This is a genomic window from Streptomyces sp. NPDC012510 (assembly GCF_042955065.1).
Lineage (GTDB): Bacteria > Actinomycetota > Actinomycetes > Streptomycetales > Streptomycetaceae > Streptomyces.
In genome coordinates this window covers 198,471-216,315 of sequence record NZ_JBIBEN010000001.1, presented here as the reverse complement: position 1 = coordinate 216,315, position 17,845 = coordinate 198,471, and the positions used below count along the sequence as shown (strand labels likewise).

The following is a 17,845-nucleotide window of genomic DNA, read 5'->3' as shown; positions in this document are numbered from 1 at the left end:
ACGATCGACCGGGCGGCCGTCGGCACCGAGACCCGGACGGGCGGCATCACCGCCCGGACTAGCGGTATCAACCCTCAGGCGGGAGGCACCGCCGGCCAGGCGGAGAGCATCGTCGGCCAGGCGGACGGGGGAGAGCAGGTGCGGCTCGGCTATGTGCCCGTGCAGAACGCGGCACTCAAGCACGCCGCGATCGTCCCCATGTCGCTGCGCTCCGTGCACTTCGTGATGCCGGGCGGTGTCGACGACCTGGCCCGGCCCAGTGGGGGCAATGCCTACGACCGCCGGATCTGTCTCGATCTGCCGGGCTTCGGCTGGCAGGTGCACAAGCACGCCATCGACGGCAGCTGGCCCAGCCCCGGGGCGACGGCACGCGCCGAACTCGCCCGTACGCTGCGCGAACTCCCCGACGGCACGGTCGTCCTGCTCGACGGTCTGGTCGCCTGCGGTGTCCCCGAGATCGTCCTCCCCGAGGCCGAACGCCTCTCCCTGGCGGTGCTGGTGCATCTGCCGCTCGGCGACGAGACGGGCCTGGCGCCCGATGCCGCCGCCGCACTCGACGCCAAGGAGCGCACGACCCTGCGGGGCGTCTCCGCCGTGATCGCGACCAGCGAGTGGGCCGTCCGCCGACTCGTGTCCCACCACGGCCTCGCCCCCGAGCGGGTCCATGTCGCAGCCCCCGGCGCCGACATCGCGCCCCTGGCCTCCGGCACCGACGGCGTCTCCCGGCTGCTGTGCGTGGCCGCCGTCACCCCCCGGAAGGGACAGCACCGGCTGGTGGAGGCCCTCGCGACCGTCACCGAACTGCGCTGGAGCTGTGTGCTGGTCGGCGGCCTCGACCAGGAGCCCGAGTACGTCGAGCACATCCGGGGGCTGATCGCCGAGTTCGGTCTGGAGGACCGGTTCCACCTCGCCGGACCGCAGGCGGGCGCGGAACTCGACGCGAGCTACGCCGCCGCCGACCTCATGGTCCTCACCTCGTACGCCGAGACGTACGGGATGGCGGTCACCGAAGCACTCGCCCGAGGAATCCCCGTCCTCGCCACGGACGTCGGCGGTCTCCCCGAGGCCGTCGGCCGTGCCCCCGACGGCGGGGTGCCCGGCATCCTCGTACCGCCGGAGAACCCCGCGGCCATCGCGACGGAGCTGCGCGGATGGTTCGGGGAGGCCGACGTACGGCGTCGGCTGAAGGCCGCGGCGCGCGGGCGCCGGGCCGCGCTGGACGGGTGGGCGACCACGGCCCGCAGCCTCGCCCATGTACTGGGACGGCTGCGGCACGAACCTCGGAGGGCGGCATGACCACTTCTGCCGGTACGGCGGCTTCGGCGGGTGCGACCGCCGCCGTGGGCACGACGGCCGGGGCTGCCGGGGCGGGTACGGCCGCCGCCGCGTCCGGAGCCGTGCTGAGCATGGCCGGGCGCGGGGGTGACACGCCGGCACCCGAAGGGCACCAGTACGCGCCGCAGTGGCTGGAGTTGCGCGAGGGCGCCGACGCCGACGCCCGCGCGGTGGATCTGCTGGACCCGCTGCGGATCCGCCTCGCCAACCTGCCCGGCCGGGCCACCGCGCTCACCGTCCACGACCTGGGCTGCGGCACCGGTTCGATGGGGCGCTGGCTGGCGCCCCGTCTGGACGGCGCCCAGCGGTGGGTCCTGCACGACCAGGACCCGAACCTGCTGCGCCTGGCCGTCGCCCGGGCGCCCCGCGCCGCCGCCGACGGCAGCCCCGTCACGGTCACCACGCGGCGCGGCGACATCGGGCGGCTGACGGCGGACGACCTCGAGGGCGCCTCGCTGGTCACCGCGTCCGCACTGCTCGACGTCCTCACCCGCGAGGAGATCGAGGCGCTCGCGGCGGCCTGCGCGGGCGCCGGGGTTCCCGTCCTGCTGACCCTCTCGGTCGTGGGCCGGGTGGACCTCGTCCCCGCGCACCCGATGGACGCCGAGATCACCGAGGCGTTCAACGCCCACCAGCGCGCGAGCGAGTTGCTCGGCCCGGACGCGATCACCGTGGCCTGCGAGGCCTTCGCCCAGCAGGGCGCCACGGTCCGCGTCCACCCGAGCCCCTGGCAGCTCGACTCCCGGCACACCGCCCTCGTCGCGGAGTGGCTGCGCGGCTGGGTCGGCGCCGCCTGCGAACAGCGCCCCGAACTCACCGAGCGCGCCGAGGCCTACCTCGGCGACCGCCTCCGGGCGAACGCGGCCGGCGAACTCCGCGCCGTCGTCCACCACAGCGACCTGCTCGCCCTGCCCCGGCCCAAGGGCGGAGCCTCATGACGGCGCCGGTCGAGGCACACCCAGCGCCGACGGGGGACCGCGTACGCGTGCGACCGGGTGGAGTCCGGGCCCGGGTGATGGCGAGCGCGCCCATGACCCGGGTGAGGGCGCGAGGCGTACTCGCCCCCGGCACGGGCCGAGGTGACCTGCCGAGTGCCGCAGGACTGCCGAACCCGGACCCGCACGGGACGGCCCCGGAGGCCGGCACCCACGTGGGTGGGGGTGCCTCGGCCGTCGGTTCCGACCTCTGTGGGGGTGCTTCGGCCGTCGGTTCCGACGTCTGTGTGGATGTCTCGGCCGCCGACTTCGACGCGTGTGGGGGTGCTTCGGCCAACGGTTCGGACGCGTGTGGGGCGACGACGGACGCCGGTTCCGACGCGTGTGGGGCGACGACGGACGCCGGTTCCGCAGGGTGCCTGACCTCGCAGGGCCACCGCACCGCTCCGACGGCGGGCGCTGCCGCGGCGGGCACCGCCGACCCGTCCGCACCGGAACGCCCCACTGCCACCGTGGGGGGCGCCTCGGACGTGGGGTCCGGAAGGTCCGCGTCCGCGGTCCTGCCCGACGCTGCCGTCCTGGCCGACGCTGCCGTCCTGGCCGACGCTGCCGTTCTGACCGACGCTGCCGACCCGGGCACACCGGCCTGCCGGACCGCCTCGACGGAGATCGCCGCCGACGCGGGGCCCGAAGGGGCCGTGTCCGTCGTGGACCGCCGGACGGTCGCGACGGACGCGTCCACGGAGCCGACCGAGGCCCGCCACCGCGCCGATGCCGATGCCGACGCCGGCGCGCACGGCTGCGAGGCGACCGCCCCCGTGACCGTGAGCGGCGCCTCACCGACAGCCCCGGCAGGGGCCGCCACGATGCCGGGCGCCCCCTCGCCGGAGGCGCTCGCCGAGGCCCGCCCCCGCCCGGCCGCCAAGTTCACCCGCGCACTGCGCACCCACTTCGGCACGCTGGCCGGAACGGTCATCCTCGCCGTCGTGTTCTGGCGGATGGGCACCGGCGTGTTCGTCGACGGGCTGCGGCGGATCGACGGCGCAACGCTGGTCGCGGCGGTCGGGATCGGTGTGCTGACCACGGTGTTCAGCGCCTGGCGCTGGTGCGCGGTGACGCGGGCGCTGGGGATCAGGCTGCCGCTCGCCCCGGCCGTCGCGGACTACTACCGGGCGCTGTTCCTCAACGCGGCCCTGCCCGGCGGCGTCCTGGGCGATGTGGACCGGGCGGTGCGGCACGGTCGGAGCTCCGGTGACCTGGGCCGGGGCGTGCGCGCGGTCGTGATCGAGCGGACCGCCGGCCAGCTGGTGCTGGCCGTCGTCGGCGTCACGGTCCTGCTGGTGCTGCCCTCCCCGGTGTTGGAACAGACCCGTCACGCGGCGGGGGTGACGCTGCTCGCCGCGCTGGGTGCCCTGGCGATCTGGGCGGCGGCCCGGACGGGCCGCGGACGGAGCACCGGCTCGAGCGGGGGCGGCCGGATCCGGGCCGTACTCACCGAGGCGCGCGGCGCGTTGCTCCACCGCGACAGCGGGCCCGCCGTGCTGGTCTCGTCCGTGGCGGTGCTCGCCGGCTACGTGGCGATGTTCCTGCTCGCCGCCCGCGTCGCCGGGTCCGCCGTGTCCGCGCTGGAGCTGCTGCCCCTCGCGCTGCTGGCCCTGATCGCCATGAGCCTGCCGCTCAACGTGGGCGGCTGGGGCCCCCGGGAAGGCGTCACCGCCTGGTCGTTCGGCGCCGCCGGCCTGGGCGCCGCCCAGGGGCTGACCGTGGCCGTCGTCTACGGTGTGCTCAGCTTCGTGGCCGCCCTGCCGGGGCTTCTCGTACTCGTCGGACGCTGGTACGGCTCCCTGCGGGCGCGCCGTCAGGCGCCCGCCGAGGACGGCACCGAGGGGGACGCGGGCGGAACCGCGCCCTTGTCCCAGGCGTCCGAGGTGACCAACGAGAAGTACGCCCCGAAGGAATGGACGAACCCCGCCAGCAACTCCTTCCCCTTCGCGGCGGAAGCCAGCGACGGACGGCCGATGACACCGGATTCGGTGTAGGCCGACATACCGAGGGAGAGGAGATGACGGCGGTCGTCGGCAAGGAAATCGGTGGTCTCGTGACCGGGCCGGACCAATTCGGGATGGCAATGCAGAAGTATGGAGGTCTCAATTTCTCCCGCATGCATATCACTGAGCAACGAGGTCTGTATGCCCGCCCGTTCACGTGCGGCCTCCCAGTCCTCCATCGCCGGGAAAAGCGCCATTCGATGTCCCTCCGCGGTGGATTCCTGGACGACGTTGCCCAGAACATAATTCCCTCCGTGTCCGTTCACCACCACCAGTGCCTCGACACCCGACCGGCGCAGGGACGCGGCGATGTCGCGGACCACCGCGTGCAAGGTCGTCGCGGAGATGCTGACCGTGCCCGGCCAGGCCGCGTGCTCGTGCGAGCACGCGATGGTCACGGGCGGCAGCGGGTGTACCGGATACGCGGCGGCTATCTCCCGGGCTATGGCGCAGGCGACCAGCGTGTCCGTGGCCAGCGGCAGAAACGGGCCGTGCTGCTCGTAGCTGCCGACGGGAAGCACCGCGACCTGCCGGCCGGCCTTCGCCCCCCTCGTGCGGACGTCCGCGGTGGTGTCCGTCGGTACAAGACTCGAACTGCTCATCTCTTCACGGCCTTTCGTCTCTGCTGATGCTCCGTCATTTTCGCATGACGTCAGGACTCACCAGATAGGAACCAGATCATGACAGAAAATGTTGGCGTACTCGGCGCGAATGCCCAGTCCTCCGGTGCCGTGCGTGTGGTGAACGCCCCTCTGCCCACGACCTACGGCGACTTCGAGGCCGTAGGTTATCTCGACCAGGACCGGGGCGAGGAACAAGTGGCGCTGGTGTACGGCGACATCAGCGACGGTGAGGGAATTCTCATACGGCTGCACTCGGAGTGCCTGACCGGTGACGCTTTCGGTTCCCAGCACTGTGAATGCGGTGAACAGCTCGACAGTGCGCTCAGGGCCATCGTCAACGAGGGCCGCGGCATCCTCGTCTATCTCCGTGGCCACGAGGGACGCGGCATCGGTCTGCTGGCCAAGCTGCAGGCGATGAAGCTCCAGGCGGAGGGCCTGGACACGGTCGAGGCGAACCTCGCCCTCGGCCTGCCGGTGGACGCCCGCGACTACCGGGTGGCGGCCGAGATGCTCCACGACCTCGGCGTACGCTCGGTCCGGCTGATGTCGAACAACCCCCGCAAGCGGGAGGCGCTGCTGCGCCACGGCATCAGGGTCTCCGAGCAGGTGCCGCTGCTGATCACGCCGTGCGAGGACAACATCACCTACCTGCGCACCAAGCGCGAGCGGCTCGACCACTACCTGCCGCACCTGGACGCGGTGGTGCACTCGTCCTGAGCGCCGGGGTCCGCGCGGCGGCCGTCACGGGACGACCCCGACACCGGCCGCCGCGCCCGCCGCGCGTCCGTCTTCAGGGCGGCGCTCCGCATGAACGTTCGCCCGTGGTGGAAGACCTGAGTCCGTCGGGCCATCCGACGACGGTCGGACGAAGGGAGCGTTCGTGATCCGCAGCGCACGGGTCGTCGTCATCGGCGGGGGCGTCATGGGGACGAGCATCGCCTACCATCTGGCCGCCGCCGGAGTGGACGACGTCGTCCTCGTGGAACGCGACGAACTGGCCTCCGGATCGACCGCGAGGGCCGCCGGCGGGGTCCGCGCGCAGTTCTCCGACGAACTCAACATCCAGCTCGGCGCCCGCAGCCTGGAGGCGTTCGGCCGCTTCCGGCAGGAGCTGGGCCACGACATCGGACTCCACCGGGTCGGCTACCTCTTCCTGCTGACGACACCCGAGGAGGTCGCGCAGTTCGAGGCGGGCGTACAGCTTCAGAACGACCTCGGTGTGCCCAGCCGCATGCTGGAGCCAGCCGAGGCCCAGCGACTCTCCCCGCTGATCTCCACCGAGGGCCTGCGCGCCGCCGCGTTCTCGCCCGACGACGGGCACTGCACGCCCGAGTCCGTGGTCCACGGCTACGCCGCCGGGGCCCGCCGCCACGGGGCCACCGTCCTGCGCAACTGCGAGGTCCTGGGCATCGAGACCTGGCGGGACACCATCACGGCGGTCGTCACCGGCAAGGGCCGCATCGTCACCGACACCGTCGTGTGCGCGGCCGGCGCCTGGTCCCGGTCCGTCGGCGCCATGGCCGGTGTCGACCTCCCGGTGGAGCCCCTGCGCCGCCAGATCGCCGTCACCGAAGCGGTCCCCGGCCTCCCGCCCCACCTCCCCATGACGATCGACTTCACCAGCAGCCTCTACTTCCACACCGAGGGGCCCGGCCTGCTCGTCGGCATGTCCGACCCGGACGAGCGCCCCGGCTTCGCCACCGACACCCACGACCGCTGGATCCCCCGCCTGTACGAGGCCATGGAGCGCCGCGCCCCCGCGCTGCTGGACCTGCGCCGCACGGGCGGCTGGGCCGGCCTGTACGAGATCACACCGGACCACAACGCCCTGATCGGCGAGGCGGGTTCGTGTTCGCGCTTCCTGTACGCGACCGGCTTCTCCGGCCATGGGTTCCTCCAGGGCCCGGCCGTCGGCGAGGTGGTCCGCGACCTGTACCTCGGGCGCGTACCCTTCGTCGACATCAGCCCGCTGAGCGTCGACCGGTTCACGGCCGACTCCCTGCGCCCGGAGGCCAACCTCGTATGACCGCTCTCCACTTGTGGCTCCGCCACGAGACCCGCACCACCGAACGCCGCACCCCGATCGTGCCGTCCGACGCACGGCGGCTCGTCGAGAGCGGAGTGCGGATCACCGTCGAGGACTCCCCGCAGCGCGTCTTCCCGACCGAGGCGTACGAGGAGGCCGGCTGCCGCGGCGCCGCCCCCGGCTCCTGGGTGTCGGCGCCGCCGCACACCGTGATCGTCGGCCTCAAGGAACTCCCGGACGACCCGGCCGAGTTGCCGCACCGCCATGTCTTCTTCGGTCACGCCTACAAGGGGCAGCCCGGAGCCGAGGCGCTGCTGCGCAGGTTCGCGGCCGGGGGCGGCGCGCTGCTCGACCTGGAGTACCTGGTGGACGACCAGGGCCGCAGGCTCGCCGCCTTCGGCTACTGGGCGGGTTACCTGGGCGCCGCCCTCGCGGTGCTGCACCACCGGGGCGTGCTGAAGACCCCGCTCGTCCCCACGACCAAGGAGGAGATGGAGACCGAACTCCGCTCCTCCCGAGGGGACGTGTCCGCCCTGGTGATCGGCGCCCTGGGTCGCAGCGGCCGTGGTGCGCGCGTGGCGCTCGGCGAGGCTGGTGTCGAGCCGGCCTGCTGGGATCTGGCCGAGACCCGGAACCTGGACCGGCCGGCGCTGCTGGCCCATGACCTGATGGTCAACACCGTCCTCACGACCACCCCGGTCCCGCCCTTCCTGACGGACAAGGACCTCGACGGCCCGGACCGCCGGCTCAGGACGATCTCCGACGTCACCGTCGACGTCGGCTCCCCCATGAACGTCCTGCCGTTCTACGACACGACGACCGAGTGGGACCATCCCGTACGACGGCTGCGCGAAGACCCCCCGCTCGACCTCATCGCCATCGACAACCTGCCCTCGCTGCTGCCCCGGGAGGCGAGCACCGACTTCTCGGCCGCCCTGCTGCCGCAGCTACTGGACTTCGCGGCGGGTGGTGCGTGGAGCCGCTGCCTGGAACGCTTCCGTCGAGCGAGTGAAGAACTGGGCCTGACAGAAGGGTAGTTGCCGATGACCGAAGTGGTCCCCGCGAGCGGCACCGTCCACTGGGTCGGCGCCGGCCTGTCCACGGGCAGCGGCCTCGGCTCCCTGTGCGACACCGCCGCCCGGGTACGGCTGTGGCACCGCACGCAGGAACGCGCGGAGCGGGCCCTGGCCGCACTGGGCCTGACCGGCCGCGCCGAGCCCCGCGCGTTCACGCTGCCCGCGCTCGCGGCGGAACTCTCCCCGGGAGACGTGGTGGTCTCCATGCTCCCGGCACCGGACCACGCCCCGCTCCTCGGGGCGTGCGTCGAGGCGCGCGCCCACTTCGCCTGCTCCAGCTATGTGTCCGACGCGGTCCTCGACCTGGTGCCGGCGGCGGAGGCCGCCGGTGTCACCGTCCTCACCGAGGCGGGCCTGGACCCGGGCATCGACCACCTCTTCGCGCACAGCCTGGTCGCGCGCGCGAGCGAGGTGATCGGCCCGGAGACCGCCGCCTCCTACACCCTCACCTCGTACTGCGGCGGCGTCCCGGCCGTCCCCAACGACTTCCGCTACCGCTTCAGTTGGGCACCGGCCGGTGTCCTCAACGCCCTGCGCTCACCGGCCCGTTACATCGAGGACGGCGCCGAGACGACCGCCCACCGACCCTGGACGGCCACCCGTCCCCACGTCATCGACGGCGAGACATTCGAGGCCTACCCCAACCGCGACAGCATCCCCTTCGTCGCCCAGTACGGCCTCCCCCCGGCCTGGAAGCCGCGCACCTTCGTCCGGGGCACCCTCCGGCTCGACGGCTGGCTCGCCGCCTGGGCCCCCGTCTTCGAGGAACTCGAACGCGACGACGACCGGCGCATTGCCGCGCTGGCGGGGGAGTTGGCGGCCCGCTACCCGACCACCGACTCCGACCGCGACCGGGTCGTCCTGGCCGTCTCCCTCGACGTACACACCGGTTCGGGCGAGCGGTGGTCCGGCGGCAACCTCCTCGACACCGTCGGCACCGAGAGGGAGAGCGCGATGGCACGCCTGGTGTCCCGGCCCCTCGCCCTCGGTGTGGGCCACATCCTGGACGGCTCACTGCCGACGGGCCTCAGCAGGGCGGCGGAGACGGGTGAGCGTTCGGAGGCGTGGCTGGGGGAGCTGAAGCGGGAGGGAATCGCGTTCGCACCGAGGGGCGATGGCTGAGGGCGTGGGGGCTGAGGGGCGTTGGCTGAGGGGGGTGGGGGCGGTGTGACAACCGCCCCCGTTGTTCTTCCTCGGCATGGATCCGCCGGGCCGCTTCGAGCGGGGACACGAAGTGGTCTTGGGCCACTTTCGGCCGCCCCCGTGCGAACTCGCAACTGCCCAGGGCCAGCCGTGCTTGCACCTCCTCCAGCGCCGCGCTCATCCCCGCACGACTGGACGGTGCCCTTGCCGGTTCCTTGCAGAATCCTTGCCCGGGCCCCAGAAGCCCTCCGGACGCCAGGGGCCGGACCTGATTCAGCGCATGACGGCCTCGTGTACCAGCCGCTTCAACTCCGGATACACGGAGAACGACGACCGCCGCCGCACCTGCGTCATGAACTGCACCGTCAGATCACGACGCGGATCGACCCAGAAGATCGTCGTGGCGGCCCCCGTCCAGCCGAACGTCCCCCGTGAGGAGGGGCTTTCGGTGACCGAGGGGTCGATCACCACGGAGACCCCGAGCCCGAAGCCGACACCCACATTGCCCGGCTGCCGGTGGAACGGACTGCCGTAGGTGTGGATGTCGACGTCGCCCGGCAACTGGTTGCCGGCCATCAGGTCGACGGACTCGGAGGAGAGGAGCCGTACGCCGTCGAGTTCGCCTCGGCGGCGCAGAAACTCGGCGAAGCGGTGGTAGTCCCGGGCGGTGGCGACCATGCCACCGCTCCCGGACAGGAAACGCGGTCGGCCGCGCAGCGGGAGGCCGGGGACGGGCGCGATCGAACCGTCCTCCCGCTCGCCGTACAACTCCGCCAGCCGCGGGAGCTGTTCGGGGCTGACGCGGAAACCCGCGTCCGTCATGCCCAGCGGCCCGAGGATCCGCTCGGCGAAGAACTCGTCGAGGGCCTGCCCGGACACCACCTCGATGATCCGGCCGAGGACATTGGTGGAGACGGAGTAGTTCCACTGCGAACCAGGCTCGAACTGCAGGGGAAGGCGCGCGTACTCCGCGCACGTCTGCCGCAGGTCGGCGCCCGGCCGTACGGAGGTCTCCAGGCCGGCGTCGCGGTAGAGCGCGTCGACGGGGTGGTCGTAGTAGAAGCCGAAGGTCAGCCCCGAGGTGTGGGTCATCAGATGACGGACGAGGATCGGCTGCTCGGCCGGACGGGTCCGGACGTCGGCGCCCTCGCCGGACTCGTACACGCGCGGCTCCGCGAACTCCGGGAGGTAACGGGAGATCGGGTCCGTCAGTGACAGGCGCCCCTCCTCGACCAGTATCAGTGCGGCGACGGACGTGACGGGCTTGGTCATGGAGTAGACGCGCCACAATGTGTCGGTCTCGACGGGCAGTCGTGCCGCGCGGTCGCGCTGTCCGTACGTCGTGAGGTGGGCGACGCGTCCGCCGCGGGCCAGCGACAGCAGGTAGCCGGGGAGCCGGCCCTCGTCGACCTGGAGGGCGAGGTGGTCGTCCAGACGGGCCAGGATCTTCGGGTCGAGGCCGGCCTCGCGCGGGTCGGCATCCTGTCGCAGTCGTTCCATGGTGGTTCTCCTCCGGTGGCCCGGGTCAAGGCTCGCGTTCATCCTTGTCTTCATCGTTCCGTACTGATCGCGTTCCATCCCTCGTGGGGCGGGCGGGTCGGGGCATTCGTACGGCAAGAGGCGCACCGAGTGCGGCCACGCCGGCCAGGAGCAGCAGGGCGGGGCCCGTCCCGAGCGGCATGAGCGTGGTCGCGGCCGCCACACCGAGGGTCGGGCCGACATTCATCGCCGTCTGCTGCAGCCCGCCCGCCACGCCCGCCGACTCCGGCGGAGCATGCCGTACGACCACGGCGGTCGCGGTGACCATCAGCGCGCCGAAACCGGCCCCCAGCAGCAGGAAGCCTCCTCCGATCACCACCGTCGAGGACCCCGGGCCGATCCGGGACAACGCGAGGACCCCGGCGGTGAGCAGCGCCGTGCCCGCCAGGGTGGTGGGGCGGGCGCCCCAACGGCGCAGCAGTACGGCCGACAGCGGCGCCCCCAGCACCATCGTCACGCCGCCGGGCAGCGCGACGAGGCTCGTGCGCAGCGGGTCCATGCCGAGGGTGTCCTGAAGGACGAAGCTGCACACGAAGAGCGCGCCGAGCATCGCCCCCGACGCGGCGACCAGCACCCCGAGCGACGCCCTCACCGCCGCTGAGCCCAGTACGGCGGGCGGCAGCAACGGGTCGGGGGTGCGACGTTCATGGCGTACGAGGGCACCGGTTGAGGCGGCGGCGAGCAGCAGGCCGATCACATCCATGGCGGTCCAGCCGTGTGCGGACACGCCGACCAGCGTGTGCACGAGGGCCGCGAGGGCCACGGCGAGCAGTGCGGCGCCGGGCAGGTCTAGGCGGGTGGCCGAAACTTGACCTGACCTGCTCGTATGTCCTGGCTGTGTTGCCGTTGCCGTTGCCGTTGCCGTTGCCGTTGCCGTCCGTGTCCGCGCCGCTTCCGGGGTGCGTACCGCCAGGGCCAGCACGCCCATGACCAGCGCCGGCGGGACGTTGAGGAAGAACACTGCCCGCCAGCCCAGCTGCGCGACGAGTACACCGCCGACCAGCGGACCGGCCGCGACCGCCACACCGATCGCGCTGGTCCGCAGCGCGATGGGCATCCCCAGCCGGTCCGGCGGGAACGCGGCCCGCAGCATCCCGAGCGTGGCGGGCTGCAGCAGCGCGCCGAAGACGCCCTGGAGGATCCGCAGCCCGATCACCCACCCCACGTCCGGCGCGAACCCGATACCGGCGGAGGCCGCTCCGAAACCCAACACGCCCCAGGCGAAGACCCGTTGATGACCGAACCGGTCACCGAGGCGCCCCGCGAACACCAACAGCCCCGCCACCGCGATCAGATAACCGGTGCTGGTCCACTGCACCTCGGTGAGCGACGCGTCGAGATCGCTCCGCAGGGTCGGCTGGGCGATCGTGAGCACCGTTCCGTCGAGGGCGACGATAACGGCACCGAGCACACTGTTCGCGAGGGTGAGCCGACGGTGCGAGGCGGACATCGGACCGTCCCGGCCGACACCGGACTCCACCGTGGCCGTCCTCATCGCCCCTCACTCCCCAGGTGCGCGTCGAGCGCCGTGTGCAGCAGGGGAACGAAGTCGGCGGTACCCGTGGTGAGTTGCAGGCTCCCCCAGGTCCACAACTGGGCTATGCCGTAAAGGTTGGCCAGCAGCGCGCCCGCGACGAGCCGCGCGTCGACATCGGGCCGGGCTCGCCCGACGAGATCCACCAACAGGGAGAAGATCGGCAGGCTGGCGTCCCGCAGGCCCAACTCATTGCTCTCCAGCAAGTCATGACGGAACATCAGCTCGTGCATGCCCCGGTTGGTGAGCGCGAAGTCGAGATACACGCGCCCCAGCGTCGCGATCTGCTCCCGAGGGCTTGCCGCCTCGTCCCCGAGCGCCGCCACCCCCCTGCCGGCCAGCTCCTCGAACCCCCGGCGCGCGATGGCGGACAGCAGCTCCAGATGGGTCGGGAAGTAACGCCGAGGCGCCCCGTGCGACACCCCGGCCCGCCGTGCGATCTCGCGCAGGGACAGCGCCTGCACGCCCTCCGCCGTCACCAGCTCGACGCCTACATCGACGAGCCGGGACCGCAGCCCGGTGTTCCGCGCACTGCTCAGGTCGCTCATGGACAGTGTCTATCAAGGGTTGGTAGACACTGTCTACCAAGGGTGCGGGAAGGTCGCCGGTTGGTATCCGGTTCAGGCGATCGCTCGTACGGTGCTACTCGGTCGCCTTGTGCAGCACGCAGAGGTTCCCGGCATCGGGGTCACCGAGGTACATCCACAGGACGGCATTCTGCTTCGACGTGCCTCGGGTCTCGTACTCGGTCGACACCCCGCTGGGTGTGAAGGTGATGGAGACCTCCGACCAGGGGTCGCCCGTGTCGATGTCGTCCGAGACGCCGTGCTCCCAGGTGCCCGCGCCGGGGTCCGGTGCGATGGTGGCGCCGGGAGCCTCCTCGCCCGCCTCGCCGAAGTCGCCGCAGATCCCGCCCGAGGTGAACGTCCCGTCTTCCTTGAGCACGAGCCGCTCGCCCTGCTCGTCCACCCAGCTGCCGGTGACCTCGGCGGTGCTCAGGGCCAGGGGCTCGCCGTCGGGAATGGGGACCGACAGCCGGCTCACGACGAGCAACAGGGCCATCGCCCCGACGCCCAGAAAGAACAGCAGGCCGCACCCGGCCGCGCCGACGAGCGGGACGATCAGAGCAATCCTCCAACGCCGCCGACTGGTCTCGGCCGAGGGCCACCCCTCCCACGGGGGCCGGGCGGCTCTGTACGGGTCCTCACCGCGATTCATTCGTCCCCCTGCTGTGATTCCGCGTAGTCGCGGCGGTGTGGTCATCATGCCGCTGAGCTCTGTGTGTCCTCACGGCGGGGGCGCTCTCGGTGCCCGCACACACGGCTCCCCGGACACCTCGGCGAGGCGCACGGGACGCCCTCGCCCTCGCCGTCGGCCCGTCCCCGAGCGACGACACCGCCCGCTCCCAGCACCTCGCCCTCACCACGGACTACGTGGTCGCCGCCGCCCGAGCCTTCCGTGCGGCCGGCGGCCGGCCGGGGGAGCCGAGTGAGCCGAGTGAGCCTACTGGCGGCTGACCGTGCGGGTCACGCCCGTGACGACCGTCGTCGCCAGGATCCAGCCGGTGATGACGAGCACGTACGCCAACCACTGCGACCAGCCGTCCGGCGCGTACGCCCGCTCCTGTCCGAAATCGATGATCGGCAGAAGCAGGTCCAGGGTGTAGACGACAGCGTTGAAGGGCGGTGCCTCGTCCGCCTTCAGGGGACTCGGTGGCAGCACCGTGTACGTCACCGAGCCCACCGCCATCAGCGACAGCAGCCACACGGCCGCACGCAGCGGGCGGAAGCCGTAGCCGACCGTGGCGTCCTGGGCGTAGCCCCAGAGCCGCCCGTGCCAGCGCATGGTGGCGCGATGGCGCCGCTGCTTGGCGAGCTGGACCCGCCGGGCCGCGTCGTCGTCACCGATCCTGCGGTACGCGGCGGTCAACTGCTCGTAGGAGTACGGCTGATACGCGTCCTCGTCCCGCTCCAGCATGGGCAGCCGCCGCTGGGCGGGCTCGTGCGGGATGAGGGAGGTGTAGGTGAGGCTGTTCAGGAGGACCCTCTCCGGCAGCATGTCCGGCTCCATGAACAACACCTCTATCTGGGCGCGGCGCAGATTGAGGACGCCCTCCACCGGAGGGCCGTTGCGCAGCCACAGTTCACTGATGACCGAACTGCTCACCCGTAGGGCCGTACCACCGGGGTTCGACAGCCGCGCGTACGACAACTCCAGCCGGCCGCCCACCCGGGCACCCCGCAGTTCCACCCGGCCGCGTACGTCCGCGTGCCGCGCCACGACATCGGACTCGGTGGCGAGCGTCGCCGCGCCGAGGGCGATGCCGCCGGGCCGGTGCAGGCGTGCGCGTCTGAGGTCGACCGCCCCGGCGACATGGGCGCCGCCCAGGCCGACCTCGCCGTCCGCACGCAGCCCCGGCGCGCACAACTCCTCGCCGATCTCGGCCTGGTTGAGCCGCAGCGCGGGCTCGTCGTCCTGCCCGGTGAACTCGGCCCGCTCCATGAACAGGGTCCCGGAGACCTGCGCCCCCGTGAGCTTCACCGGCCCCCGGAACCGGCATCCCGACAGCCGCAGTCCGCCGTCGACCCGGACGCGCGCCGACCGCAGGCCCGGCAGTACGGAACCGGTCAGATTGACGTAGCTGAACTGCGCGCCCGAGAAGTCGGGAACCTCGTCGAAGTGACAGCCGCTCAGCCGTACGACGCTCTCCACCGTCGCGTACTTCAGTTCCAGGCGGCCGGTGATCCGGGCACCCGCGATCTTGAGGGCGGAGACCTCACCCTCCTCCTGGGGAGCGGTGAGCAGCAACGCACGCAGCACCCGGGCCCGTACCGTCCGATCCGCCCCCCACCCGGCACCGTCCGCCGCGTCCTCGACGGCGCCGTCGGCGGCGTCCCTGGTGAAGTCCACCGCCGTGCCGAGCGGAAAGGCGTCCCACACCCGCCGCTCGGCCGCCGTCAGATCGTTGATCATCATCACCGGGACTCTCACCCGGGACGCTTGTACCTGTCAACCACCGCTGTCCAGCCTCGAGTTCCGGCCGGATCCCGGATGGACCCCCGGCCGACAGGCCCTGGTGACCCCACGCCTCGACGTGGTTCCGGTGCGCGTCCTTTCGAAGCCGGGGAGTAGCGTGATCGACATGACGGCTGGAGCGGGAGCGGGTGCGCAGGGGGAGGAGGGCCGGATCGGCGGCTCGCAGGACGCGGCGGGTCCCCACAGCGAGGCGCTGACCGGCGGCATGGTGAACGCCGGCGCGGTCTTCCGGCGGGGTTCCGTCGTCGACCGGCCGGCACCGCGCACCGCGCCCGCCCTCCACGCCCACCTGCGCGCACTGCGACGGCACGGATTCGACGGGGCGCCCCTCCCCGTCGGCCTCACCCCGGACGGCCGCGAGCGGCTGACCTTCGTACCCGGCGACGTGGCCCTGCCCCCGTTCCCGCCCTGGGTGTTGACGGAGAACGCCCTGGTGTCGGTGGGGCGACTCCTGCGGCGTCTGCACACGGTGAGCGCGGTCCTCCCGGTCGACACCCATATCGAGTGGCCCCGGGACCTGTCCGACCCGGAGGGCGGGCCGATGCTCTGCCACAACGACGTCTGCCCGGACAACGTCGTCTTCCGCGAGGGCCGCGCCACCGCCCTCATCGACTTCGACCTGGCCGCGCCGGGCCGCCCGCTCTGGGACGTGGCGATGGCGGCCCGGTACTGGGTACCGATGCTCGATCCCGAGTCCACGGCCGTGCTCTATCCGGGCGGCGGGCTGCACGCTCCACGCCGGCTGCGAATCCTCGCCGACAGCTATGGCCTGTCCGCGCGGGAACGCGCCGAACTGCCGGGCGTCGTGGAACAGGCCACAGAGGTCTGCCGCGCCTTCGTCGCCGCACGCGTCGCCGAGGGCGACCCGGTCTACCGACGGGCCCTCGCGGAGCGCGGCGGCTGGGCCCGCTGGGAGCGCATCCAGACCTGGCTGGCCACCCATCACGACACGTTCACCGCCGTACTGGCGGGCCCCTGAGCCCACCTCGACGACGCCCTCGACCGGCGGCCGCGACGGACGCTGCGCCTCTGCTCCACCGGCGGCTTGGCCGGCGTCCCGGAGAGACGGCCCGGGCCGGCGGCCTCGACCGGCGCGCCGGACTGCCCGATCGGGCAGCGAGAGCTGCACTCGTGGACCTCGCCGCACAGCCCGGTGCCCCTGTATCCAGGGAGGGCAAGACGCCGACCACCGGAAGGGCCCTTCGTGCGCACATCAGGCCATGGCAGGACAGGCGACGAGAGGAGTCCGGGCCGTGCTCCGGCCGTCTGGAAGCGGACCACGGACGACCGGCGGCAACCGGAGGCGTCGCCGCCCGGGCTCCTCGCCCTGCAGAGCGCCGTCGGCAACGCGGCCGTCGTCCAGCTCCTGCGCCGGTCCGGCCACCCCTTCGCCCAGGAGCGGCACCAGCACGGCCCGGGGTGCGGTCACCAGCAGACAGAGCGGCCCGCCGTGCAGCGCTCCAGCGTGCACAGTGTTCTGAACGCCCCCGGCCGCCCCCTGGACGACGAGACCCGTGCCGACATGGAGTCCCGGCTCGGTGCCGACTTCTCCGACGTCCGCATCCACGACGACAGCGCCGCCAGGACGTCGGCCGCCGAGGTCGGTGCCCGCGCCTACACCTCCGGCAGCCATATCGTCATCGGCGACGGCGGCGGCGACAAGCACACCCTCGCCCATGAGCTGACGCATGTGATCCAGCAGCGCCAGGGCCCCGTCGCCGGCACCGACAACGGCTCGGGCCTCAAGGTCTCCGACCCGTCCGACCGCTTCGAGCGCGAGGCGGAGGCCAACGCGACCAGGGTGATGTCGTCCACGACGCACCAGCCGTCGGGCGAGGCGCCGACGATCTCCCGGAAGCCCGCGGCCTCGTCCGCCGGGGTCGCGATCCAGCGCTGCTACTACTGCAACGTCAACGCCTGCGTCGACGGCGCGCAGTGCGGACGCAAGGACGACCACCAGGGCCTCTTCTCGCCGGCCGTGAGCTCGTCCACCGTGGCCCCGTACAACCAGGCGAGGCGGACACGGACCAACGGGCAGTACGAGAACGAGCACATGATCCCCGGGGCCGCCTACCGGGGCGCGGGCATGGGGAGCCTGTACGGCACCGCACCCACCTACCGGCTCGACATCCCCACCCATCGCGCCGGGGAGCGCGGCGGCGTGGGCGGCAACGGCATCACCTCCACCGGCAGGGGAAAGGTCGCCCAGGACTGGTCGGCCTCCGTGGCGGGGCAGCTCAACAGCGGCAACAACGTCGAAGCCGTCCGCATGGCGATGACGGACGGCTTCAACGCGGCGATGATGAACAACACCCTCGACGAGACACGCGTCCGGGAACTCGCCAACGTCGTCTACGCCCACGCGACACAAGGGCTCATCACCCAGGTGGAGGCCGCGACCATCGTCAACACACTGATGAACCGCTGGCACGACTACAACCGGTAGAGCCGCACACGACGTGCGCCCGCCCCACCGCCCCACCGCCCGACCCTCGGCGACGTGGCGGGGCGGGGCGGGTCGGGGCCGGGGCCGGGGCCGGGGCCGGGGCC

15 protein-coding genes and 1 pseudogene are annotated in these 17,845 nt (G+C 72.5%); 10 read left to right on the top strand and 6 right to left on the bottom strand.

From position 1 onward, the window contains the following. The first annotated feature begins 108 nt into the window (after positions 1 to 108). From ACFY9I_RS00940 to ACFY9I_RS00930, 3 genes and pseudogenes are all read left to right on the top strand, one after another. On the top strand, positions 109 to 1,296 hold the full coding sequence (locus ACFY9I_RS00940) for a glycosyltransferase (RefSeq protein WP_390995688.1): 1,188 nt from the start codon (positions 109 to 111) through the stop codon (positions 1,294 to 1,296). Beyond that, the gene (locus tag ACFY9I_RS00935) at positions 1,293 to 2,273 is read left to right on the top strand and encodes a methyltransferase domain-containing protein (protein WP_390994778.1); all 981 of its coding nucleotides are present in this window, start codon (positions 1,293 to 1,295) and stop codon (positions 2,271 to 2,273) included. The genes ACFY9I_RS00940 and ACFY9I_RS00935 overlap by 4 nt, the downstream gene beginning before the upstream one ends. Further along, a pseudogene (locus tag ACFY9I_RS00930) lies at positions 2,270 to 4,021 on the top strand (lysylphosphatidylglycerol synthase transmembrane domain-containing protein); the annotation flags it as partial. The gene ACFY9I_RS00935 and the pseudogene ACFY9I_RS00930, both read left to right, overlap by 4 nt. 107 nt (positions 4,022 to 4,128) lie before the next feature. Here ACFY9I_RS00930 and ACFY9I_RS00925 read toward each other — a convergent pair. Then, complete coding sequence (locus tag ACFY9I_RS00925; protein ID WP_390994775.1) at positions 4,129 to 4,920, bottom strand: creatininase family protein; 792 nt, start codon at positions 4,918 to 4,920, stop codon at positions 4,129 to 4,131. A 78-nt stretch (positions 4,921 to 4,998) separates the two neighbouring features. On the opposite strand from ACFY9I_RS00925, the gene ribA reads away from it, so the two are divergent. The 4 genes from ribA to ACFY9I_RS00905 all read left to right on the top strand — a co-directional run bounded on the left by ribA (position 4,999) and on the right by ACFY9I_RS00905 (position 9,165). Next, positions 4,999 to 5,658, top strand: a complete 660-nt coding sequence (gene ribA, locus ACFY9I_RS00920; protein ID WP_390994773.1) for a GTP cyclohydrolase II — start codon at positions 4,999 to 5,001, stop codon at positions 5,656 to 5,658. A gap of 163 nt (positions 5,659 to 5,821) precedes the next feature. Next, positions 5,822 to 6,967: an FAD-dependent oxidoreductase gene (locus ACFY9I_RS00915; RefSeq protein WP_390994770.1), complete on the top strand. Its 1,146-nt coding sequence runs from the start codon at positions 5,822 to 5,824 to the stop codon at positions 6,965 to 6,967. After that, on the top strand, positions 6,964 to 8,004 hold the full coding sequence (locus tag ACFY9I_RS00910; RefSeq protein ID WP_390994767.1) for a saccharopine dehydrogenase: 1,041 nt from the start codon (positions 6,964 to 6,966) through the stop codon (positions 8,002 to 8,004). The genes ACFY9I_RS00915 and ACFY9I_RS00910 overlap by 4 nt, the downstream gene beginning before the upstream one ends. 6 nt (positions 8,005 to 8,010) lie before the next feature. Beyond that, entirely contained in the window at positions 8,011 to 9,165 is a 1,155-nt protein-coding gene (locus ACFY9I_RS00905; RefSeq protein WP_390994764.1) for a saccharopine dehydrogenase C-terminal domain-containing protein, read from the top strand. A gap of 294 nt (positions 9,166 to 9,459) precedes the next feature. Here ACFY9I_RS00905 and ACFY9I_RS00900 read toward each other — a convergent pair whose 3' ends face one another. From ACFY9I_RS00900 to ACFY9I_RS00885, 4 genes are all read right to left on the bottom strand, one after another. Next, positions 9,460 to 10,686 carry a serine hydrolase gene (locus ACFY9I_RS00900; protein WP_390994762.1) on the bottom strand — a complete coding sequence of 409 codons (1,227 nt, stop codon included), beginning with the start codon at positions 10,684 to 10,686 and terminating at the stop codon, positions 9,460 to 9,462. A 25-nt stretch (positions 10,687 to 10,711) separates the two neighbouring features. Further along, on the bottom strand, positions 10,712 to 12,220 hold the full coding sequence (locus ACFY9I_RS00895; protein WP_390994759.1) for an MFS transporter: 1,509 nt from the start codon (positions 12,218 to 12,220) through the stop codon (positions 10,712 to 10,714). Beyond that, complete coding sequence (locus tag ACFY9I_RS00890) at positions 12,217 to 12,807, bottom strand: WHG domain-containing protein (RefSeq protein ID WP_390994757.1); 591 nt, start codon at positions 12,805 to 12,807, stop codon at positions 12,217 to 12,219. Before ACFY9I_RS00890 ends, ACFY9I_RS00895 begins: the two co-directional genes overlap by 4 nt. Positions 12,808 to 12,901: 94 nt before the next feature. Further along, positions 12,902 to 13,477: a hypothetical protein gene (locus ACFY9I_RS00885; RefSeq protein ID WP_390994756.1), complete on the bottom strand. Its 576-nt coding sequence runs from the start codon at positions 13,475 to 13,477 to the stop codon at positions 12,902 to 12,904. Between the two features lie 89 nt (positions 13,478 to 13,566). On the opposite strand from ACFY9I_RS00885, the gene ACFY9I_RS00880 reads away from it, so the two are divergent. Beyond that, positions 13,567 to 13,776, top strand: coding sequence for a hypothetical protein (locus ACFY9I_RS00880; protein WP_390994754.1), 210 nt, complete (start codon positions 13,567 to 13,569; stop codon positions 13,774 to 13,776). Here ACFY9I_RS00880 and ACFY9I_RS00875 read toward each other — a convergent pair. Then, positions 13,763 to 15,235 carry a pentapeptide repeat-containing protein gene (locus tag ACFY9I_RS00875; RefSeq protein WP_390994752.1) on the bottom strand — a complete coding sequence of 491 codons (1,473 nt, stop codon included), beginning with the start codon at positions 15,233 to 15,235 and terminating at the stop codon, positions 13,763 to 13,765. The two genes, ACFY9I_RS00880 and ACFY9I_RS00875, sit on opposite strands and share 14 nt — an antisense overlap. 265 nt (positions 15,236 to 15,500) lie before the next feature. Here ACFY9I_RS00875 and ACFY9I_RS00870 point away from each other — a divergent pair, with 265 nt between their 5' ends. Together ACFY9I_RS00870 and ACFY9I_RS00865 are read left to right on the top strand one after the other, a co-directional pair. After that, on the top strand, positions 15,501 to 16,274 hold the full coding sequence (locus ACFY9I_RS00870) for a phosphotransferase (protein WP_390995685.1): 774 nt from the start codon (positions 15,501 to 15,503) through the stop codon (positions 16,272 to 16,274). Positions 16,275 to 16,499: 225 nt separating this feature from the next. Further along, positions 16,500 to 17,741, top strand: coding sequence for a DUF4157 domain-containing protein (locus ACFY9I_RS00865; RefSeq protein WP_390994750.1), 1,242 nt, complete (start codon positions 16,500 to 16,502; stop codon positions 17,739 to 17,741). Positions 17,742 to 17,845 lie beyond the last annotated feature (104 nt).